The sequence below is a fragment of the Epibacterium ulvae genome (assembly GCF_018678075.1).
Classification (GTDB): domain Bacteria; phylum Pseudomonadota; class Alphaproteobacteria; order Rhodobacterales; family Rhodobacteraceae; genus Epibacterium; species Epibacterium ulvae_A.
In genome coordinates this window covers 1-19,299 of record NZ_JAHHIR010000079.1, presented here as the reverse complement: position 1 = coordinate 19,299, position 19,299 = coordinate 1, and the positions used below count along the sequence as shown (strand labels likewise).

Here is a 19,299-nt window from a genome sequence, read left to right as displayed (position 1 = left end):
TGCTGGAAAACTACTTCCTGCCGGGAGACCTCAAAGCTCAGATCGAAGCCTTCGTCGATCACTACAATCATCAGCGGTATCACGAGAGCATCAACAACGTCACACCTGCCGACGTCTACTTCGGGCGTGACAAAGCCATTCTAAAACAAAGGGAAAGGATCAAACGTAAGACGTTCGAAGCGCGACGCTTGCATCACCGCCAGCGTGCCGCATAATGCAACCAACCAGATGAGCCAGATACTCTCTTAGTTTAAGCTGCCATTGGTTCCAAAAACCCTGACGACGGACAGGACAGATACCGACGTTTCTTGCTAGCAGAAACTGTGTCGTGCGTCGTTGGATAGCAGCATTGAGCCGGTCTTCATCATGCCGCCCATGGCATCGATTTCGGACATTCCAGCAGACCTGTTCGGCTTTTACTGCGAGATTGCGGATCGCGACCGCAGCTGTATTGCATCACAAGCGCCGAACAGAGTTACCGCCAGCAATGATCGCGTTGATCAAGTTTGCGACGGCTCGGTGCCTTTCCGTTTCGAGTTCTGTCCCAAGGGCGTTCTCATGGGTTGCTGCAGCGTCGCGAAGTACGCCCACGACCTCGTGCTCCGGCAGTATCCCTCGATCGTTCAACGCAAGCAGGAGCGCCTCACAGATCGATAGGGCGGCCTGGCCTGCATGTTCGCTCGCCGTGGACATCCTGGGTTCCTTTCCTGGCATCGTGAACCGGGGAAAGGCGAGGTTCACTTTCATCCGTACTTCTTGCAGGAAGTGCCCTATGCTGGACTGATCCAGAGCAGTGTCCGGGTCGATTTCCGCTCTTGGGTCACGACACGCCAGGAGGCCCAATGACATTAGTTGAACACAGCCCCTTTACCCGCAAGCTTTCGGCCTTCGTCGCCCTGTCGGAGGTCGAGTTGACCGTGCTTGAACGACTTCATCAGCGTCGCCGGTCCTTCGTTGCTGGGCGTGATATGGTGCATCAGGGCCAGTCGGCTCAGGCCGCTTATATTCTGTCCGCAGGTTGGGTCTGTTCCTACAAGCTGCAGGCCGATGGAACTCGGCAAATCGTGGATTTCCAGGTGCCGGGGGATTTTCTGGGGTTGCGGAGCGTCCTTTTGCGCACGTCGGACCACAGCTTCGAACCCATCGTCGACATCGAAGCCGCCGAAGTGCTGAAGAGCGACCTATTGGAAGCGTTCGCGCAGACCCCTCGCTTGGCGACCGCCATACTCTGGGCGGCATCAAGGGACGAGGCGATGGTCGTGGAGCATCTCGTCGGGATCGGTCGGCGTGATGCGGACGCCCGCATGGCGCATTTCCTGCTGGAGCTGGGATCGCGGCTTGCGCTTGTCGGCATAGGCAGCAAGGAAGGGTTTGACTGTCCGCTGACCCAGTACCACCTCGCGGATGCCCTGGGGCTGAGCGCCATCCACGTGAACCGCGTTCTTCGCCAGCTTCGCGAGAGTGGACTGGTGACCTTTCGTGACGGCCACGTCACGTTTCACGACTACGGTGGTTTGGTGGACCTTGCCGAGTTTGATCCGGCGTATCTGGATCAGAGCGGACCGCTCCTGAAATAAGAGGGCCGCACTCCCTTGTTTGGCAGGCGGCCCCGGTGATCAGGTCAGACGCCGAAGGTCAGGCGAGGGCGTGGGTCGCTGCGTCGAGTTCCTTGTTGGTCTCGGCGTCGTTCTTCGCCGTGTTTGCCTTCTCAGCTGCCTGGTAATGCTTCAGCGCCGAATCCTTCTTCGGGCCTGTGGGTGCCTTGTCCCAGGCGGCTTTCACTGACTTCATCTTGTCGGCGGTCTTTGTCTGTTCGGGTGTCATTGGGAATGTCCTTTCATGGACGTTCCGAGAAATAAGAAGCGCGCCGACATGCCGACCCTTTCGGGTTCAACACGCCCACACGCTTCTCGAGTACTCGGAAAAAAAATGCCTCACCAAATATTCGGCGGGCACATCGCACCTAACCAATGTCGGCGCCCCGCCGCACTGACGCAGGTTAGTCCCGGCGCGTGCGGCAGGTCGAATGACGCTGCGGCACTCAGGCTACAATGGTTTGCTGGTGGGAGATCCTCAGCCAGGTGTCGTCATCGTTGAGGTATGTTGAGGCGCAGAGTGCTTTGTAGATCGGTACGCCGGCTTTCTCCGCTGAGACACGGTAGGTGAGAATGGCGACGTCATGACACCGCGTGACGCGACGTTCGGCCATGACGACGGAGCGCCAGCCGGTGCTCTGCTTTAGATGGGTCCAGATCTGGTCGCCCTGGAGGATGCCGGGCGGATAAGGGAAGATCATGATGGCGTTGTTCGCTGTCGTCGCCCGCGCGTTGTCGGCGCCACTGGTCCAGAAGTGTTCCTCCATGTCCCAGAGAACGCCCTGTTCGCGCGGCGAAAGCGTCCCGGTCTTGTGCGCCGCATGTGCCGGTCTGCCCATGGTTGCGGTTGAGACGGTCATTGGCCTGACCCCGACCCGCCAACCATGAACATCTGAAACAGTACAAAGACGATCGCGAGCACCGCCCAGATCGCTCCGCTTGCTCCCAGGCTGCCGCCGGCGACGGTCGAGGCAGCTCGCTTCAGGCTACCTGACGTCCGGCCTTCGGGAAGCAGCTGGCTCAGGTCTTGTGCGATTTTGCCGTGGTCGCTGGCGAGCGCCGGAACGTCCCGAAACCGAGCAAGCAGCGTTCCTAATCGCGCTCGCGCAGCGTCCCGCCCCAGCGTGACCAGTTCAGCGGTTTCTTTCCATGGATCGAGGCCAAGCCGCGCGAGCGTGGAGAGCACAGTCACGGCAAAGCCGTTCCGGTCCTCGCCGACGGATGCATAGAGAAACCGATCGAACTCGGGCGGGTGCGGGTTGAGAACATTGGGGTCGGCCATCGCCAATCCTTTCAAGGTTTGCAGGAATGCAGATCATCCCTGTTTCCCAAAGGATACGCGCAGGTCGCTCTCGCCGCCCTTACACAGGTCAGTACGGGCGACTGCCCCCCGGAAGTTCGCAGCCGGTTTGGTGCCCGGGACTAACATGCGTCAGCGCCAGGCTAACGATCATGTGGTACAAGGGGAGAAATCGTTCGACTGGTCCGTCCCCGACTTCACGGGGCCGCCAACAGTGGTGAGCGACATATCTGCCAACATCGTGGTGACCAAAGATGAACATGCGGTCGACCAGATCGACGGTGACGTTTTCGAACCCGTTCACGCTGCCGGGTTATCCCGGCAAACTGCCGGCGGGCGACTACGAAGCTCTCGTCGAAGAGGAGCTTCTTCAGGGGCTCAGCTTCGAGGCGTATCGCCGGACGGCGACCTACCTGACGGTGCGCGGCAAGGGTGCTCACGCGGGGCGAAGTGAGCTCCGACTGACGACCGAGAGCGACCTTAAGGAGGCGCTGCGCCGGGACGCGGACACGTCCGAAACGAACAATCACAGCGATGCGGCGCTTTCCCCGCAGGAGGATAGAACATGAACACTCCCGAATGGCTCAAACCCGGCATCTATGGTGCACTGATCGGCGCGGTCTTCGTCGGTGTCGTCGGATTCACATGGGGCGGTTGGGTAACCGGCGGCACTTCGAATGACCGGGCGATGGCGATGTCCCGTGACGATGTCGTCGCCTCCATGGTACCTGTCTGCCTCGACATGGCGCGCTCCGACCCTGCGCGGGTCGACAAGATCGAGACGATCCGGGCTGCCTCGACCTACCAGAGGCGCGACGCGCTCATGACGGCGGGCTGGGCGACCATGCCGGGAACTGACGCCGCAAATCGAGATATCGCGCAAGCTTGCCTGGCAGCCCTCGATGTCGATGGATCACCGGAGCCTGCGGAAAACGCGGTCGATGAAGGATAAACCGCGCCTTGCCAATGGTGTCAGCTTTGGTGACGGTTGCATCGCCATCGATCTGCCGGAGAACGCCTATCTCGACCGACCCAGAAACCGGTGGAGTTGCAACCGAGGCTTTCGGCTGTCGGATGGCGAGTGTATCTTTGGTCGGTGATGCGGATGTGTCTCGTCGCGGTGCGTCCGGCATGCGAGTGAGCATCGGGTGTCGTCTGCGCTACAGCTTTCCACAGCCGACGCCCATGATCGCGATGCTGAACGTGCACTATTCGCGCTTCGGCGACCTGGAGCGCGCGGACTATCTCGTGACCACCCCCAGCGTGCCGCTCGAAAGCTACCGGGATGGCTTCGGTAACTGGTGTACGCGCATGCTGGCTCCGGAGGGCGACTTTACCCTGTCGACAGACGGCATCTTCCGCGATACCGGCCAGCCCGATCCCGTCTTTCCTGATGCGCAGCAGCACGCGGTTCAGGATCTGCCGTTCGAGACGCTCGTGTTCCTGCAGGGGAGCCGGTATTGCGATACCGATCTTCTCTCGGAAGAGGCCTGGCGACTTTTCGAGTCCACTAACCCCGGATGGTCCCGTGTCCAGGCGATCTGCGATTTCGTGCACGGGCATGTACGCTTCGACTACATGCAGGCGAAGGCGACGCGCACCGCATCACAGACAATGGCCGAGCGACAGGGCGTCTGCCGTGATTATGCTCACCTCGCCATCGCCTTGTGCCGTTGCATGAACATTCCGGCACGTTACTGCACCGGATACCTGAGCGACATTGGTGAGCCTCTCCCGCATCCGCCTGGCGACTTCGCCGCATGGATGGAGGTCTTTCTCGCTGGTGAATGGCACATGTTCGACCCGCGCAACAACAAGCCGAGGTTTGCGAGAATTCTGATCGCGCGCGGCCGCGATGCCGCCGATGTGCCTTTGACCCAGACATTCGGCGGCAACACTTTGACGGAATTCAAGGTCTGGACCGATGAATTGGCATGACTGACCTTGGCTTCCTTTTTGATGCGCTATCGTAAATGGGGTCGCCAGTCCCCATATAGTTAATACCGATGCAAAGTATCCCGGTCCGACACGGACGAGGAATTTAGCATCGGCCAATCAAAGGATCGATGACATGTCCTTCAAGGACCTGACCGCCAGGGCTGCGGCCGCAATGAAGCCGAAGCCTGCCGAAACAGCAAAGGCACCAGCCAAGGCGAACGAGCCCAAGGCCGTCGTCAAGGAAGCGCCAGCGAAATCCAAGACATCTTGAGACGTACAAAGGCCACGCGCCCCATTCTCAAAGGGGGCGCGGGCCACCCGCAGCAGCAACATGGAGGATCACGTCGATGGAAGATCTGACGAGCAAGACCGTCGCGGTGTTCGCCCGACCGTTCACTGTACCCGGCTTCAACGAGACGCTCCCGGCGGGAGAGTACGAGATCGAAACGGAGTTGGTTACACCCCCGGATCAACAGGATCCCGCAGCCTGGAAAGCCTCCGTCCTAGTGAAACTTCATCCCCGGACATCGCATCCGGGGCTTGCGCGAACCCTGACCGTTTCCCTTACCGACCTCGACTACGCACGCGCTAGGGACAAGCTGACAGGTAGGGTGTTGTCCGACTTCTTCCTCGAGGAAATGCTGGCAGATCCGATGGTGCGTCTCGTGATGGAGGCTGATGGCGTCTCCGTGGCGCATCTGCGACATCTTTATTCTGGGCTCCGGACGCCCCAGTCCGACATGGATGAGCTGGACCCGAAGCCGGCGCACCAAGGAGCAAGCGAGAATGCGGCAATCCAGGCTGCCGAAAACGAAGGCATGCCCTCGCGACCGGAAACGTCGCCAGCCTCGCGGACGTGCCTCGTAGCAGAACAGATATGACGGCGAACAAGGCCATGGCCGAGGTGGCAGCGCCGGACATCGCGCCCGATAGGGCCTTGGGCGACATACCTCGAAAACGCCCTTGCCTGAGATGCGATGTTGTCTTCTGGAGCGAGGGCTTTGGAGAACGGATCTGTCGGCGCTGCAAGGGGTTGAACGCCTGGCGAAACGCCGTTCCCGTCAGCCCGGGTGCATCTCGCCGCCGCTGATTTCCATCGGTGCCCGCGCCGTCTTCCCAGTAACGTACTGGACCCGTCAATTCGGCCTGTCTAGACATCGCTCGCATCACGCCGACCGATGTCTTAAGGGGCGAAGGGGGCTGGGAACTTCCCCACCGTCACAGGAAACGCAGACGGCTCTATCACAAGGGCAGCTCTATCATTCGCCTGCGCCCAAGAAACCCAATCAAGAAAAGCCGAAGGTCTCTGCCACAGCCAACTCCGTCGCAGGAAAGCCTGCGCTGGCGATTGGTGGGAGAAAGGTAAAGCAAGACAGCCGTTCAGGCCGCGATTCCTGAAATTCCTTTTTGAGCGAAATATAGTTCAACAGCCTATTGTAGAGATCTGCCGCGATAGCCATTTTTTTATAAATTGGCTCTCAGGTGTGGCGAGTGCCAATGTGTCCCTACGCATGCCACCCCTACCCGGAAATCTCGAAAAGGAGCATTTCCATGAAGTTTACCCCGTTACATGACCGTGTCTTGGTCCGCCGTATTGAAGGCGATGAAAAGACCTCGGGCGGCCTGATCATCCCTGACAATGCAAAAGAAAAACCGCAGGAAGGCGAAGTCGTTTCCGTTGGCGCAGGTGCAAAAGACGACGCAGGCGCACGTATCGCAATGGACGTCAAAGCCGGCGACAAAATTCTGTTCGGCAAATGGTCGGGCACGGAAGTTAAGATCGACAGTGAAGAGCTGATGATCATGAAGGAGAGCGACATCCTAGGCACTATGGCCTGAACAACGCTGAACCCTCCCCCATTTTTTATTAAGGAATACCGTCATGTCTGCAAAAGACGTCAAATTCGGCACGGACTCCCGTGATCGCATGCTCAAGGGCATCAATACGCTCGCCAACGCCGTCAAGGTCACGCTTGGCCCCAAGGGCCGCAACGTGGTCCTCGACAAATCCTATGGCGCGCCGCGCATCACCAAGGACGGTGTTACGGTGGCCAAGGAAATCGAACTCTCGGATGCGTTCGAGAACATGGGCGCACAGCTCGTCAAAGATGTTGCATCGCGCACCAATGACGAGGCGGGCGACGGCACAACAACCGCCACGGTTCTCGCACAGGCCATCGTCAAGGAAGGCATGAAGTCGGTCGCCGCTGGCATGAACCCGATGGACCTCAAACGCGGTATCGACAAAGCGGTCACCGCCATTGTTGCCGAGGTCAAGGCAATGTCGCGGCCAGTGGGCGATACGGCCGAGATCGCCAAAGTCGGCACAATCTCCGCAAACGGTGAGGCTGCTATCGGTCAGCAAATCGCGGACGCGATGGGCAAGGTCGGCAACGAAGGCGTTATCACCGTCGAAGAGAACAAAGGGCTGGAGACCGAGACCGAAGTGGTCGAGGGCATGCAGTTTGATCGTGGCTATCTCAGCCCGTATTTCATCACAGATACCGCCAAGATGACGGCGACCCTGGAGGACTGCGTCATCCTCCTGCACGAGAAGAAACTGACGTCTCTGGCCCCTATGGTGCCCTTGCTTGAAGCTGTCATGCAGGCGAACAAGCAGCTCTTGGTGATGGCCGAGGACATTGACGGCGAAGCGCTCGCAACCCTTGTGGTGAATAAACTGCGCGGCGGACTGAAAGTAGCTGGCGTCAAAGCGCCCGGTTTTGGAGACCGTCGCAAAGCGATGTTGGAGGATCTTGCCATCCTGACCGGTGGACAGGTGATCTCCGAGGAAATGGGTATCAAGCTCGAAAATGTCACGATGGACATGCTTGGCGATGCCAAAAAGATCACAATCACCAAGGATACTACAACTGTGATCGACGGCGCAGGCGACAAAGAAGCTATTGCTTCGCGTGTCACCCAAATCCGTGCACAGATCGAAGAGACCACCTCTGACTACGACAAGGAAAAGCTGCAGGAACGACTCGCCAAACTGGCGGGCGGTGTTGCGGTGATCAAAGTTGGTGGCGCGACCGAGATCGAAGTGAAAGAGCGTAAGGACCGCGTAGATGACGCCCTGAACGCAACCCGTGCAGCCGTCCAGGAGGGCGTCGTACCAGGTGGCGGCGTCGCACTTGTCCATGCGGGCAAGGTTCTGGAAGGACTCAAAGGAGACAACGCGGATCAGAATGCGGGTATCAAGATCATCCGCAAGGCCCTTCAGGCCCCGTTGCGCCAGATCGCCGAGAACGCGGGCGTCGATGGCTCGGTCGTTGCCGGAAAAGTACTTGAGAACACCAGCAAGACGTTCGGCTATGATGCGCAACTGGACCAGTACGGCGACATGTTGAAGGCCGGTGTTATCGATCCGACCAAGGTCGTTAGGATCGCGCTTGAATACGCGGCATCGGTTGCAGGCCTGCTCGTTACCACCGAAGCGATGGTGGCGGATAAACCCGCCAGGCCGAACCGCCACGGCATACCCGACATGGAGGGTATGGAAGGCATGATGTAGAAGCGAACTCTTGCTCGCGGCATTGGCACCAATCTTTATGAGCCGCGAGCAGTATATTTCTGAAAACGGCTCGCACCAACGCCCCGACTTTTTTCAGTCGCTTTGCCCCCTGAGTAGACCATGTTTGAAGGCGCCGCTGTCCAACATCAAATCGCTCCAGGCTGATCTATGTAAGCGTCGAAAACTGGAATGTAAGTTAGCTAGAGAATGCCTGCTGAAACCTCAGCAGGAAGTGTGTTTTCGAGTTTTTAAGCGGCGCACAAGTGGCCGTTCCCTAAAAAGAACTCCTTCTTTCGCGCGCCGCTTTTTCTCGAAGTGTCTAGGAAAGGACACCACAATGAAACTCAACCCCAATACCATCTCAGAAAAGATGAAGTCCGTTAAAGCCAGCTGTGGAGGCGCACCCTTCGGTGAAAAAAGAACGCAGGCCTGGAGACATTACAACGCTGCTGAGGCCGCGCACAAAGCGAATGACGACATCAAGACGAAATACGAACTCGACGCTGCCAGGAAGGCCCTTGCGTAAAAAATAACGGCCGCGTGAAAAAGCGGGCCAGTTTGCGCAAATGCAGAATGTAATGCGCCGGGGCCTGAACCGCAATCCATGATGGATTGCCCTACCTTGATTGGAAAAAACGTGAAAAATGAAATTCTCGTAGCTGCCCTCATGACATCCGTCGCATTCTCCGCCCATGCAATGTCCGCCGAAATTGATACTGACGGCGACGGCATGGCATCCTTCGCTGAACTTCAGGTTTCATATCCTGAACTCACCGATGAGGTGTTCGGCGACATCGACACAAATGGTGATGGACTCGTCGACGACGAGGAGATGGCTATCGCCATCGAGCTTGGCAATCTCGCGGATCCTGAAACCGACTCCTGAAACCAAAGTTTGGAGTATGAGCTATGCAAAATCGTGAAGCTTTCAGATGGACCTTCACAGCTTCAGGGCTTTGGCTCATCTTGTCGCCATTCATGCTTCTTGGCGGCCAATCGGCTCTTGGCAATGCCCTCGTTGGCGATGCAGGACTGCTCATTCTCTCGGGGCTTCTGGCTTTGACCGTAGCGGGTTACGGCCACAACAAGCATTACCTGGTCCAGACCTATCTGGGAGTGTCCTACGGTTTGATTTTGGTAGCGGCGCCTTGGCTGTTCGGATTCACCGAACCTATGACCGCCTGGAATGCCGGCGTCGTCGGATCGGCTCTAGTTCTGGCGGGCCTTTTTGTGGTGTTTCAGAAAATGCCAAAACATCACTCATAGTGAAAAACACTGTGTGGGGCGGCAAACGCCCCACACTTCTTATCGTTGTCCTTGCCAATACTAATCACCCTGCATCTCTTCCGAAGATGGCTATTGGCCATTGACCGCGAGTCGAACGCTTCGCGAGCTACAGAGGATTGGACAGACTGTCTCTCTGGACCAAGGTAGTAACCACTGCAGCTTAGCAACTTGTGTGCACTCCTAAGTAAAGGTCGTGAAAGCGCACGAAAGCAGCCTCTTGCGCAATCGCAGCGAATTCACCCTTTGTCCGCGGTGCGGCATGTGTTGATCGAACTCCGTATGTCCGCATAGGGTAGGGCGCCCAGCAAAGGAGACCTTCGTGCGGAGCGCAGCGAGGGTCACAAAAGAGCCCTCTCTACCAATTTTCTGTGACGCAGCGACAGTCAGCTTTTGGGCTGGCGAACTCCAAAAGAGATGGCTGGTGAATGATCTTCAATGCAAGGGGGAGGGTTGCCAACATTGACAACCTTCAGGACACGGGCGGTTTGGAAAACTGAGCCAGTGTCACCAACGTTGCACTTCCGACGCAAACAGACTATATGAGTGATACCAAAGTTGCGGTTCTCTGCGGTATAGGCACATCCGCCTGCAAGAGCGAACCACGACCCTCCATCATGAAAATTCAGCTGTCACGTCCTGGAGCAGGGATCTGATGTTTGGGAAGGTTGCCGATGTCATTCGCGCACGACCACGTCAGCCGTGACATTTCTTCATCCGTTCGCGGTCGAGGGATACACGGATAAACGGCCCGTGGGTGAACAGGAAGTGATGGCGGACGATGACGTCATGCCACGCAACAGCTTTGCGGCATACCGACGGAAAGCGACGTTTCTATTGATCAATCGGCACGCAGAAAAGCCAGAGCTGCGCGCAGTGAAGCAGCAAGGCCCGGAGTTGGCTCTGGCGCAGGGTCAGGCCAGCGAAACTACAAACGAAATCAAAAATAGTGCGGCGGCGCTTTCTCCGTCAGAGGATCGAAAATGACATTTCCCGAATGGACGAAACCCGGTGTTTACGGTGCCACGATTGGTGCAATTGCTATCTCTATCATTGGCTTCACCTGGGGCGGTTGGACAACTGCAAACACTGCGGAGGAAATGGCTCAAAGCTATGCAACTGAGGAGGTTACATTGGCGATGGTGCCGGTGTGTCTGAACCGTTCACAAGTTGATGCTGAACGCTCTGCAAAACTGGCAACACTTCAAGGCGCTTCAAGATTTCAACGGCGCAGTGCGATGATGGATACAGGCTGGGCCACGTTGCCGGGCACTGAAACCCCGAGCCGAGATCTTGCAGACGCCTGTCTTGCGGGGCTTAAATTAGATGGATCATAGAACAGGATCGACAGAACGTCGGTGTCCGCATTCCATCACGTCCCAGATCCCTGTGAAAACACCAGCTATAGGGATCCTAACTATAGGTTTGATTGCTGCGGTCCTTTTGTTTGCACTTCCTGCATTTGCACAAACCGCCGGTCAGCCAATGCCTGAGAACGCCAGTGCCAAAAGTTACGGTGATGGATGGGAATGCAATATTGGATTCCGGATAAGCAAAGATACTTGCGTCGCTGTTGTCGTGCCACAAAACGCATACGACACGAACCAGTCCTATGGCTCCGGGTGGGAATGTCTGCATGGGTTTCGCAGAACTGATGACGCGGCATGCATTTCGGTCGAGGTGCCTGAGGGTGGGTTTTTAGATCCATCAGGCGAACAGTGGCGTTGTTTGCGCGGCTACATAAAAGTCGATGACACATGTCAGGAGATCGTGCTGCCGGAGAATGCATATTTGGCTGATGCATCACATGGCTCCCAGTGGGCGTGTGAACGCGGGTTCGAAGAAACTGACGGCCAGTGCAATGCTATTGAGGTTCCGGCCAATGCCTTTCTGAATGGTTCAAGTTACGGTCTGCCCTGGACTTGCGAGCGTGGCTTCTTTGAGAAAGCAGGACAGTGCAAGGTCGTCGCGGTTCCCCAAAATGCATTTTTTGACGACGCAACTTACGGCCCCGGGTGGAAGTGTGATCGGGGATACGTCGCCTCTGGTGAGACATGTGAAGTCATAGATATTCCCCAAAACGCCCATCTGGACAGGTCGGGCAACCGATGGGAATGCAACAGAAATTTCCGAAAATCCAAGGGGCTGTGCGTGCTTGCCTACTAGGCGCGTGCGACGGTCCTCCAAATTCAAAATGCGCAACTGAGGACGGTCTCGTCCTCAGTTCAGGCGCACATAAGGAAACCACAATGGAAACCAAATCAGAAACTGTTGAAATCATCCGCCGTTCTGTCAGCGGCGCGCAAGCGCCGCCAATGACCCGAGACGAACTAAAATGTGCAGCTGCACATACGCAGGTCACGGCTCCACCATCAGCAGTCGTCTATTGCGAGGGCAATTTCGGGCAAATCGATGGCAAGACGGCGAATGGCCTTGTGCGCCATTCACAAGCGTATCGCATCCTTTCTGTCATCGACAGCACCTATAGCGGCCACGACAGCGGGGCCGTTCTCGACGATACGATGAACCACATACCGATTTTTGGCCATCTGGACGCCGCAGTTGCCCATGAGGCCACCCGTCCCGATACCCTGATCTATGGGATGGCTCCCTCAACAGGGCGTCTTTCGAACGCAGACCGGGGCGTTGTTCTCCAAGCGATCAAGCTTGGCATGAACATCGTGAGCGGGCTGCATGAATACTTGAGCGATGATAGAGAAATAGCCAACGCGGCATCTCAATGTGCCGTCACGATCCGCGACATTCGCAAGCCGAAGCCCAGCAAGGACATGCGCCTGTTCGATGGCAGTGTCGCGGGTGTCAAAGCGCTGCGCATTGCGGTTCTCGGCACCGATTGCGCGATTGGCAAGCGGACAACGGCAACCGTTTTGGCCCGGGCCCTGAATGCAAAGGGCATCAAGACAGTGCTTGTCGGGACGGGCCAGACAGGCCTGATGCAGGGCGCAAAATACGGTATCGCAATGGATGCCGTGCCGCCCCAGTTCTGCTGCGGCGAGCTTGAAGGCGCAATAGTTGCAGCGTCTGACGCCGAACATCCCGATGTTATTGTGATCGAAGGTCAGGGTGCATTGAGCCATCCCGCGTTTTGCACATCTGCGTTCATCCTGCGGGGCAGCCAACCGGATGCGGTCATCCTTCAGCACGCGCCCAAACGCTCGCATCGCTGCGACTTTCCCAATATGCCGATGCCCGCACCTTCGAGTGAGATTGCCTTGATCGAAGCCTTTGCCGACACAAGGGTTATTGGCGTAACACTCAATCACGAGGGGATGTCTGAGGTCGAAATCACTGACACTATCGCGGCGCAAACACAGAAACTCGGGCTACCTGTCACCGATGTATTGGCCCGACCGGCGGCACATTTGCTTGCGATGGTGGTCGCCGCATACCCCGGATTGACCCTAAAACCCGCAGTTGCCGCCATATGAACTGCCCGCGTGTCGAAGTGGATCTGGGCAAGATACGTTGCAACACGCAGACGCTTGTCGGGCGTTTGGGTCCGGGTGGGATCGGCGTGACAGGCGTGACCAAGGCTGTCTGTGGTCATCCAGCGATTGCTCAAGCCATGCTTGATGGCGGAGCTGCGGGGCTTGCAGATGCGCGTATCGGCAACGTGCAAAGGCTGCGTGCAGCAGGCCTGAAGGGGCCCATCACGTTGATCCGGACGCCGATGTTGAGCCAAGCTGATCAAGTCGTTCAATCCTGCGACGCAAGCTATAACACCGAGTCTTTGGTCATTTCGGCACTGGCCGCCGCCGCGATCCGCACCGGTACAGTCCACGGCATCGTCCTCATGGTCGAGATGGGCGATAAGCGGGACGGAATATTGCCCGAGAACTTGGCGGATATTGCGCAGCGGGTCATGCAAATACCCGGAGTTGCACTGAAAGGGATTGGCGCGAATTTTGCGTGCTTGAACGGGGGGGCACCTACGGCCATTCAAATGGCGGCTCTAAGTGCCCTGTCGAACTGGATTGAGGATGTTTGCGGCCCATTCCTCAAGGTCGTGTCAGGCGGCAACTCGGCCAACTTACCTTGGGCGTTTGGCGAACACGCAACCGGTCGCATCAACGACCTACGACTGGGTGAGGCGATCCTTCTAGGGGTTGAGCCAGTGTCAGGCGACCAGATCGGCGGGATGCACACGGACGCTTTCACTCTTGTTGCCGAAGTTATTGAAGCGGATGCAAATCCCCCGCTTTCTCCTATCACCCCGATTGACCCAACTGCGCAACGCGTTCGCATTGTGGCAAACAGTGGTGCCTTTGCGCGCATGATCCTAGCGATTGGACATCAGGACACCAACATTCTGGGGCTCTCAATGCCTGTTGGGAGCACATTGATTGGTGCAACCAGCGATCATCTTGTCATTGGAACGCCCCGATCCCTGCCGACAGTGGGTTCCGAAGTGAGATTCCAGATGAATTACAGCGCGTTGATGCACGCCATGGCTGCGCCTGACATCAAAGTAAAACTGCTGGGCGAGCTACCCAGCCCCGTATTGTGGCCCCCCCAAGGCAAGGCCGATCACTTGGCAGTGGTTTGAAAGAACTCACTTGGTGTGGCCGCCCTCAAAACACAAAGGAAACTGAAAATTGACGAAACTGACAAAAAGCGATCTGTTCAAAGTGTATGACACTAAACCGGAAACCGCGATGGATAAGACGACGCGTGTCGTCAAGCAAATCGTCGACGAAGAAACCGAACGCCGTGACGCCAAGAATTTCCGACTGCGCAAAGCGCGCCTTGAAAGAGAAGCCAACACGCCTCCCGTAGCCAAAGCTTCAGCAGCATCTAAACCGCGTCGCATGAAACCCGCTTCCACGCGGTAGTTGAACTTTGACGGCATTGTTTGCGTTAAATGCCGCGCCGGGCTACAGGCAATTCAACCAAGCTGCAATCGACTAAGGTTGCTCCCAGAACTCCCAATCGTCCCAGCCGTTCACAAGGATCCATCCATGACAAACGCAGAGCGTTCCTCAGAAAAAATCCACTATATCTGCCAGACATATGTTGAAACGAAGGCTGGACGCAATGGCCAGGCTGGCCTGAAAATTGACAAGCAGTTTGAATATTCTACAGCGTCGGAAGCACAAAACAGAGCCGAACGAGAGGCCCTATCTGAGGACTGCGTAGGCGCTGACGCCTACATGGTCACTGAAGATCCAGCCAGTGGAGAAGTCGGCGCCCCAAGCTTCCTTGTGAGGCTAGGCAATGTCCCCGAATTTGACGACTTTTAGCATCCCAAAGTAGCCACGAACTGCCCGGAGTTCGCGACGCGCAAACGTAACAATACAACGGTAAACGCGATCGTGGGGAGCGAGGCTTTTTCTCGATCCGAGCCATGCAAACACAAAAAGCTGACATTGGTTCAGCTGCAGCGAAAGTCCGCAAGGTCCGCGGTGCGGCATGTGTTGATCGAACTCCGTATGTCCGCATAGGGTAGGGCGCCCAGCAAAGGAGACCTTCGTGCGGAGCGCAGCGAGGGTCACAAAAGAGCCCATTTTGACCGATGCTGCGCGGTGCGCGAACGGCGGCTTAGGTCGCAGATCAGCGGCCAGTCCTGTTTAGTTTCTTCCAACCGGCAAATGAGGTCGACCATAGGTTGCTCGTTGGCTCCGACCACCCATGGATAACAAGGGTGCAGAGTCACGTAGGTGTCCAGTGCTTGGGGGGCACGCCCTTCAAGTTCATGAGCAATCCAGTCGTTAAGCGAAAGATCTTCCTTGCCTTCGGGGAGCCCACCGACGATAGAGTTGTATCTATAGAGAGAGCAGATCCGCTCGTACGGACGGCGGACAATCGCAAAACTGCGTCGACTGGCCCAATAGTCGGGACTGGTATTGTGCGCCTATTCTGAAGCTTTCGCGTGTAGATAGTAACCTTGCAACGCGTGGGCCACAGATCTGCCGTCGCATTTAGGAATATGCACGAAGTAGTATGGTCGTTTCAAGGTCTCAACAATAAGGGCTTTTGCCTCTTTCTCGGGAAGACCTGGATGATCGGCAGCGTGATCAGGAAAATCGAGCATATTGAATCTCATTTGCGACGTTTTTGGCCTCTAATCATTGTCGAAATTGATTTAGAGAAGGATTAAGGCACGACCGACGCGGTCCTTTTGGCGGCAAGAATAGTCGGTAAAGCCGCAGGTTGCGGCAAAATGAAGCCATCGCAGAAGCGCAAGTTTGTCCCAGATGAGCAATTCATGTCTGGGGTGTCGGATGCATGGATGGACCACGCGACTTTATGCGCTTGCACCTGGGGCTGCTTTCTTCATAACTTGGCACTTCACACTCAGAGCGTTCTGACAGGCTCTTCTTTTACCTAGTAACGGGTCCTGCGCCACGCGAAAGTGGGCTGCAAGATTTCCGGGGAAACTTCGATAGACACATGCGAATGCGCGACACTTTCATAAAGCCGATGCACCCCGAAGGGCGCAAATTTGTTGGCATCTTTGCCCTGATCACCGTGGGTCTGTTTTTTCTTTGGTCTGTTCTGGGATGGATCGGCGTTGGGCTGACAGTCTGGTGTTATTACTTCTTTCGCGATCCGATGCGTGTGACGCCGACACGAGACGGGCTGGTCGTCAGCCCAGCAGATGGCATTGTCTCACTGATTGAAAAAGCGATTCCACCGGCCGAGCTTGGCATGGACGACATGGCCTTGACCCGTGTCAGCGTGTTCATGAGCGTGTTCAACTGCCATGTGAACCGCGCCCCGATTGGGGGCGAGATTGCGGCCATCGCCTATCGGCCCGGAAAGTTCTTTAACGCCTCGCTGGACAAGGCGAGCGCCGACAACGAGCGCAACAGCCTGTGTATCACAATGGCGGATGGTCGCCAGATTGCCGTGGTCCAGATCGCAGGTCTTGTCGCACGGCGGATCGTGTGTTTTTCCTCCAAGGGGGAAACCCTGCGCACCGGAGAGCGGTTTGGCCTGATCCGATTTGGCTCGCGCTTGGATGTCTATTTGCCGGAAGGTGTGGAACCGATGGTCAATCTGGGACAGACGATGATTGCAGGCGAAACGGTGTTGGCCGACCTTGTGACCACGGAAACCGCGCGTCAGACACGGGCGGATTGAGCCATGGATGGACCGTTAGACAGTGCCAAACACTCTGACATCCGACTTGTCTATCTGCTTCCAAATCTCATAACCATTGCGGCGATCTGTGCCGGCCTGACCGCCATCCGCTTTGGTTATGAGGGCGATTTTGACATGGCGGTGCGCCTTGTGCTGGCAGCCTGCGTTCTGGATGGGTTGGATGGGCGACTGGCGCGCATGATGAACCATTCAACGCCCCTTGGGGCTGAGCTGGATTCACTGGCGGACTTTGTAAACTTCGGCGTGGCACCGGTTCTGATCCTGCACAGCTGGGGCCTGCAGGACTTGCCGCGGGCGGGCTGGATTGCGGTGCTGCTTTATGCGGTGTGCTGCGTTCTGCGACTGGCCCGGTTCAACGTCAGCAGCCGTCAGGATAGTGAGGACGGTTCCAGCGATTTCTTTGTCGGCGTCCCATCGCCAGCGGGGGCGATTTTGGTGATGTTGCCAATGATTGTGTCGTTTGTGTTTCCAGAGCTGCCCTTGCTCCTGCCGATGCTGGTGGCTCTGCACATCAGCCTGATCGGTCTGATGATGATCAGCCGGATCCCGACCTATTCTTTCAAGAATGCCCATATTGACCGCGCCAATGTCAAATATTTCCTGCTGGCGGCTGCGGTTCTGGCGGCGGCTTTGCTCACCTATCTCTGGGCGACTTTGACCCTGCTGAGCCTGGCATATGTGGCCTGCCTCGCTTTTGCGTTTTTTACATCCGGAAACCGAACATAGCCAAAGGACCGTTCATTGGAACTCAATGCAGTCAAGACCTCGTATGCCCGCTGGGCACCTGTGTATGACAAGACATTCGGCGTAATCACAGACGTGGGACGGCGCACGGCGGTTGAATATATCAACGCACAATCCGTTTCGACCGTTCTGGAAGTGGGCGTGGGTACCGGCCTGGCTCTGCCGCTGTACGAGCCGGATCTGGCGGTAACGGGCATTGATTTCAGCGAAGAGATGTTGGCCAAGGCCCAAGACAAAGTCGACGAGTTGGCGATTGAACACGTCACTGCGCTCCGACATATGGACGCGCGGTCGCTGGATTTTCCGGACCATTCCTTTGATGCAGTGGCCGCGATGCATATGATTTCGGTGGTCCCGGAACCAGAACAGGTTATGGCCGAGATCACGCGGGTCTGCAAACCTGGCGGCATCATCGTGATGACAAACCACTTCGCAACGGAAACCGGCCTGCTTGCCCGTGTCGAACGCTTTACGGCACCATTTGCAAATCTTCTGGGCTGGCACTCGGATTTTGAGATCGGAACTGTTCTCAAACAGCCAAACCTCAAAGTGGTCGAGAAGAAATCCCTGCCGCCAATTGGCATGATGACCTTTCTTGTGTTCAAAAAGTTGGAGCGTTAAACCTGCCTGCGCGGATCTGTGTGATCACGGTTCGGGACAGGTTGCCTTTTCTCTGACTTTGAGACACGGGGATTGCCCGACCGGGGTCTCAACAGATCTTGTCTGCGCTTCGGTCCGTTGACTGGAGCCAACCCGATATTCACGCCTCTGATCAACCGCTGGTGATCAGCGTTCCAACCGGTTTTTTGCGAAATGCCGGATGGCAGTCGAGGTCGGTGAAAATCAGAAAATTGGCGCGAAGAAAACGGAAACTCAAAAGGTTAATGTGGAATCCGCTAGGGTCAGGACCCATTGATTTCCGTTTGTTTGCATGATTCACTGACCGAAAAATTGAACGGTGAACCTGTCTGATCTCTTCTGGCTGTCGGATGCGCAGATGGCGCATCTTGAGCCCTATTTTCCGAAGTCCCACGGCAAGCCACGCGTTCACTGCCCGGCAGGGCATTGCATAGCAATGTCCCGAGAGGGGATTATCTTCATAAATCGCAATGGGTTGCGTTGGCGCGACGCCCCTGCAGAATTCGGTCCGCACAAAACGCTCTACAACCGTTGGAAGCGGTGGAGTGACAAGGGTATTTTCGCGCAGATTATGATCGGTCTGACCGCAGGGCACGGCGAGGAGAAGACAGTGATGATTGACGCGACATATCTGAAGGCCCACCGAACAGCGACCAGCATGGGCGTGAAGTAAGGAGGATTAGGCATTGATCCAGTGGATCAATGCCCCGACGAACGGGGGCGTGGACGCCTGATCGGTCGCACCAGGGGCGGAATGAACACAAAGCTGCACGCCATCTGCGACAGCCTGGGCCGCCCACTCAACTTGTTCGTCACCGCCGGACAAGTCAGCGATTACATCGGCGCGCGCGCCATGCTCAGCAGTCTGCCAGAAGTCGACTGGCTTCTCGGGGATCGCGGCTACGATGCAGATTGGTTCAGAGAAGCGTTGGAAGACAAAGGGATACGGGCCTGCATCCCCGGTCGCAAGCAGCGCATGATAGCCGTCAAATACGACAAGCGCCGCTACAAACGCCGCAACCGCATCGAGATCATGTTTGGAAGGCTCAAGGACTGGCGGCGTGTGGCTACCCGATACGACAGATGCCCCAAGGTCTTGCTGTCAGCAATCGCGCTTGCTGCAACCGTGATCTATTGGTTATGAGGCCAGACCCTAG

General features: G+C 56.7%; 27 protein-coding genes and 1 pseudogene. 24 read left to right on the top strand and 4 right to left on the bottom strand.

Features of this window, described 5'->3' with window-relative positions:
* Positions 1-215, top strand: a 215-nt coding sequence (locus KMP13_RS16990; protein WP_215267168.1) for an integrase core domain-containing protein, incomplete at its 5' end; no start/stop codon positions are given.
* Positions 216-456: 241 nt separating this feature from the next.
* Here the strand turns inward: KMP13_RS16990 and KMP13_RS20660 are convergent.
* The gene (locus KMP13_RS20660) at positions 457-693 is read right to left on the bottom strand and encodes a hypothetical protein (RefSeq protein WP_251363923.1); all 237 of its coding nucleotides are present in this window, start codon (positions 691-693) and stop codon (positions 457-459) included.
* A gap of 149 nt (positions 694-842) precedes the next feature.
* Between KMP13_RS20660 and KMP13_RS16980 the strand changes: the two genes are divergently transcribed.
* The gene (locus KMP13_RS16980; protein WP_215267166.1) at positions 843-1,577 is read left to right on the top strand and encodes a Crp/Fnr family transcriptional regulator; all 735 of its coding nucleotides are present in this window, start codon (positions 843-845) and stop codon (positions 1,575-1,577) included.
* Between the two features lie 58 nt (positions 1,578-1,635).
* Here the strand turns inward: KMP13_RS16980 and KMP13_RS16975 are convergent, their stop codons facing one another.
* The 3 genes from KMP13_RS16975 to KMP13_RS16965 form a co-directional block, all read right to left on the bottom strand.
* Positions 1,636-1,824, bottom strand: a complete 189-nt coding sequence (locus tag KMP13_RS16975) for a hypothetical protein (RefSeq protein WP_215267165.1) — start codon at positions 1,822-1,824, stop codon at positions 1,636-1,638.
* A 217-nt stretch (positions 1,825-2,041) separates the two neighbouring features.
* Positions 2,042-2,455, bottom strand: a complete 414-nt coding sequence (locus KMP13_RS16970; protein ID WP_251363921.1) for a hypothetical protein — start codon at positions 2,453-2,455, stop codon at positions 2,042-2,044.
* Positions 2,452-2,877, bottom strand: coding sequence for a hypothetical protein (locus tag KMP13_RS16965; RefSeq protein WP_215267164.1), 426 nt, complete (start codon positions 2,875-2,877; stop codon positions 2,452-2,454). Before KMP13_RS16965 ends, KMP13_RS16970 begins: the two co-directional genes overlap by 4 nt.
* Positions 2,878-3,149: 272 nt before the next feature.
* On the opposite strand from KMP13_RS16965, the gene KMP13_RS16960 reads away from it, so the two are divergent.
* From KMP13_RS16960 to KMP13_RS16855, 22 genes and pseudogenes are all read left to right on the top strand, one after another.
* Positions 3,150-3,464, top strand: coding sequence for a hypothetical protein (locus KMP13_RS16960; protein ID WP_251363920.1), 315 nt, complete (start codon positions 3,150-3,152; stop codon positions 3,462-3,464).
* Positions 3,461-3,847, top strand: a complete 387-nt coding sequence (locus tag KMP13_RS16955) for a hypothetical protein (RefSeq protein ID WP_215267163.1) — start codon at positions 3,461-3,463, stop codon at positions 3,845-3,847. Before KMP13_RS16960 ends, KMP13_RS16955 begins: the two co-directional genes overlap by 4 nt.
* Positions 3,837-3,995 carry a hypothetical protein gene (locus tag KMP13_RS16950; protein ID WP_215267162.1) on the top strand — a complete coding sequence of 53 codons (159 nt, stop codon included), beginning with the start codon at positions 3,837-3,839 and terminating at the stop codon, positions 3,993-3,995. Before KMP13_RS16955 ends, KMP13_RS16950 begins: the two co-directional genes overlap by 11 nt.
* 85 nt (positions 3,996-4,080) lie before the next feature.
* Positions 4,081-4,833, top strand: coding sequence for a transglutaminase-like domain-containing protein (locus KMP13_RS16945; protein ID WP_215267161.1), 753 nt, complete (start codon positions 4,081-4,083; stop codon positions 4,831-4,833).
* Between the two features lie 133 nt (positions 4,834-4,966).
* On the top strand, positions 4,967-5,104 hold the full coding sequence (locus tag KMP13_RS16940; RefSeq protein WP_215267160.1) for a hypothetical protein: 138 nt from the start codon (positions 4,967-4,969) through the stop codon (positions 5,102-5,104).
* 76 nt (positions 5,105-5,180) lie between these two features.
* Positions 5,181-5,714 (top strand): hypothetical protein, encoded by a 534-nt coding sequence (locus KMP13_RS16935; RefSeq protein WP_215267159.1) that lies wholly within the window; start codon positions 5,181-5,183, stop codon positions 5,712-5,714.
* Positions 5,715-6,384: 670 nt separating this feature from the next.
* Positions 6,385-6,672 (top strand): co-chaperone GroES, encoded by a 288-nt coding sequence (locus tag KMP13_RS16930; RefSeq protein ID WP_215267158.1) that lies wholly within the window; start codon positions 6,385-6,387, stop codon positions 6,670-6,672.
* A 43-nt stretch (positions 6,673-6,715) separates the two neighbouring features.
* The gene (gene groL, locus KMP13_RS16925) at positions 6,716-8,350 is read left to right on the top strand and encodes a chaperonin GroEL (protein WP_215267157.1); all 1,635 of its coding nucleotides are present in this window, start codon (positions 6,716-6,718) and stop codon (positions 8,348-8,350) included.
* A gap of 337 nt (positions 8,351-8,687) precedes the next feature.
* Complete coding sequence (locus KMP13_RS16920) at positions 8,688-8,876, top strand: hypothetical protein (RefSeq protein WP_215267156.1); 189 nt, start codon at positions 8,688-8,690, stop codon at positions 8,874-8,876.
* 111 nt (positions 8,877-8,987) lie between these two features.
* Positions 8,988-9,236, top strand: a complete 249-nt coding sequence (locus tag KMP13_RS16915; protein WP_353055725.1) for a hypothetical protein — start codon at positions 8,988-8,990, stop codon at positions 9,234-9,236.
* 23 nt (positions 9,237-9,259) lie between these two features.
* Entirely contained in the window at positions 9,260-9,616 is a 357-nt protein-coding gene (locus tag KMP13_RS16910) for an SPW repeat domain-containing protein (protein WP_215267155.1), read from the top strand.
* Positions 9,617-10,387: 771 nt separating this feature from the next.
* Positions 10,388-10,621 (top strand): hypothetical protein, encoded by a 234-nt coding sequence (locus KMP13_RS16905; RefSeq protein WP_215267154.1) that lies wholly within the window; start codon positions 10,388-10,390, stop codon positions 10,619-10,621.
* Positions 10,618-10,971 (top strand): hypothetical protein, encoded by a 354-nt coding sequence (locus KMP13_RS16900; RefSeq protein ID WP_215267153.1) that lies wholly within the window; start codon positions 10,618-10,620, stop codon positions 10,969-10,971. Before KMP13_RS16905 ends, KMP13_RS16900 begins: the two co-directional genes overlap by 4 nt.
* Positions 10,972-11,059: 88 nt before the next feature.
* Positions 11,060-11,800, top strand: coding sequence for a hypothetical protein (locus KMP13_RS16895; RefSeq protein ID WP_251363919.1), 741 nt, complete (start codon positions 11,060-11,062; stop codon positions 11,798-11,800).
* 83 nt (positions 11,801-11,883) lie between these two features.
* On the top strand, positions 11,884-13,083 hold the full coding sequence (locus KMP13_RS16890) for a DUF1611 domain-containing protein (RefSeq protein WP_215267152.1): 1,200 nt from the start codon (positions 11,884-11,886) through the stop codon (positions 13,081-13,083).
* Positions 13,080-14,201 carry an alanine racemase gene (locus KMP13_RS16885; protein ID WP_215267151.1) on the top strand — a complete coding sequence of 374 codons (1,122 nt, stop codon included), beginning with the start codon at positions 13,080-13,082 and terminating at the stop codon, positions 14,199-14,201. Before KMP13_RS16890 ends, KMP13_RS16885 begins: the two co-directional genes overlap by 4 nt.
* A 49-nt stretch (positions 14,202-14,250) precedes the next feature.
* Positions 14,251-14,487, top strand: a complete 237-nt coding sequence (locus KMP13_RS16880) for a hypothetical protein (RefSeq protein WP_215267150.1) — start codon at positions 14,251-14,253, stop codon at positions 14,485-14,487.
* Positions 14,488-14,613: 126 nt separating this feature from the next.
* Positions 14,614-14,895 (top strand): hypothetical protein, encoded by a 282-nt coding sequence (locus KMP13_RS16875; protein WP_215267149.1) that lies wholly within the window; start codon positions 14,614-14,616, stop codon positions 14,893-14,895.
* A 1,150-nt stretch (positions 14,896-16,045) separates the two neighbouring features.
* The gene (locus tag KMP13_RS16870) at positions 16,046-16,738 is read left to right on the top strand and encodes a phosphatidylserine decarboxylase (protein ID WP_215267148.1); all 693 of its coding nucleotides are present in this window, start codon (positions 16,046-16,048) and stop codon (positions 16,736-16,738) included.
* 3 nt (positions 16,739-16,741) lie between these two features.
* The gene (gene pssA / locus KMP13_RS16865; protein WP_215267147.1) at positions 16,742-17,485 is read left to right on the top strand and encodes a CDP-diacylglycerol--serine O-phosphatidyltransferase; all 744 of its coding nucleotides are present in this window, start codon (positions 16,742-16,744) and stop codon (positions 17,483-17,485) included.
* A 15-nt stretch (positions 17,486-17,500) separates the two neighbouring features.
* On the top strand, positions 17,501-18,124 hold the full coding sequence (locus KMP13_RS16860) for a class I SAM-dependent methyltransferase (RefSeq protein WP_215267146.1): 624 nt from the start codon (positions 17,501-17,503) through the stop codon (positions 18,122-18,124).
* Positions 18,125-18,467: 343 nt separating this feature from the next.
* A pseudogene (locus tag KMP13_RS16855) lies at positions 18,468-19,286 on the top strand (IS5 family transposase).
* The last annotated feature ends 13 nt before the right edge of the window (positions 19,287-19,299 follow it).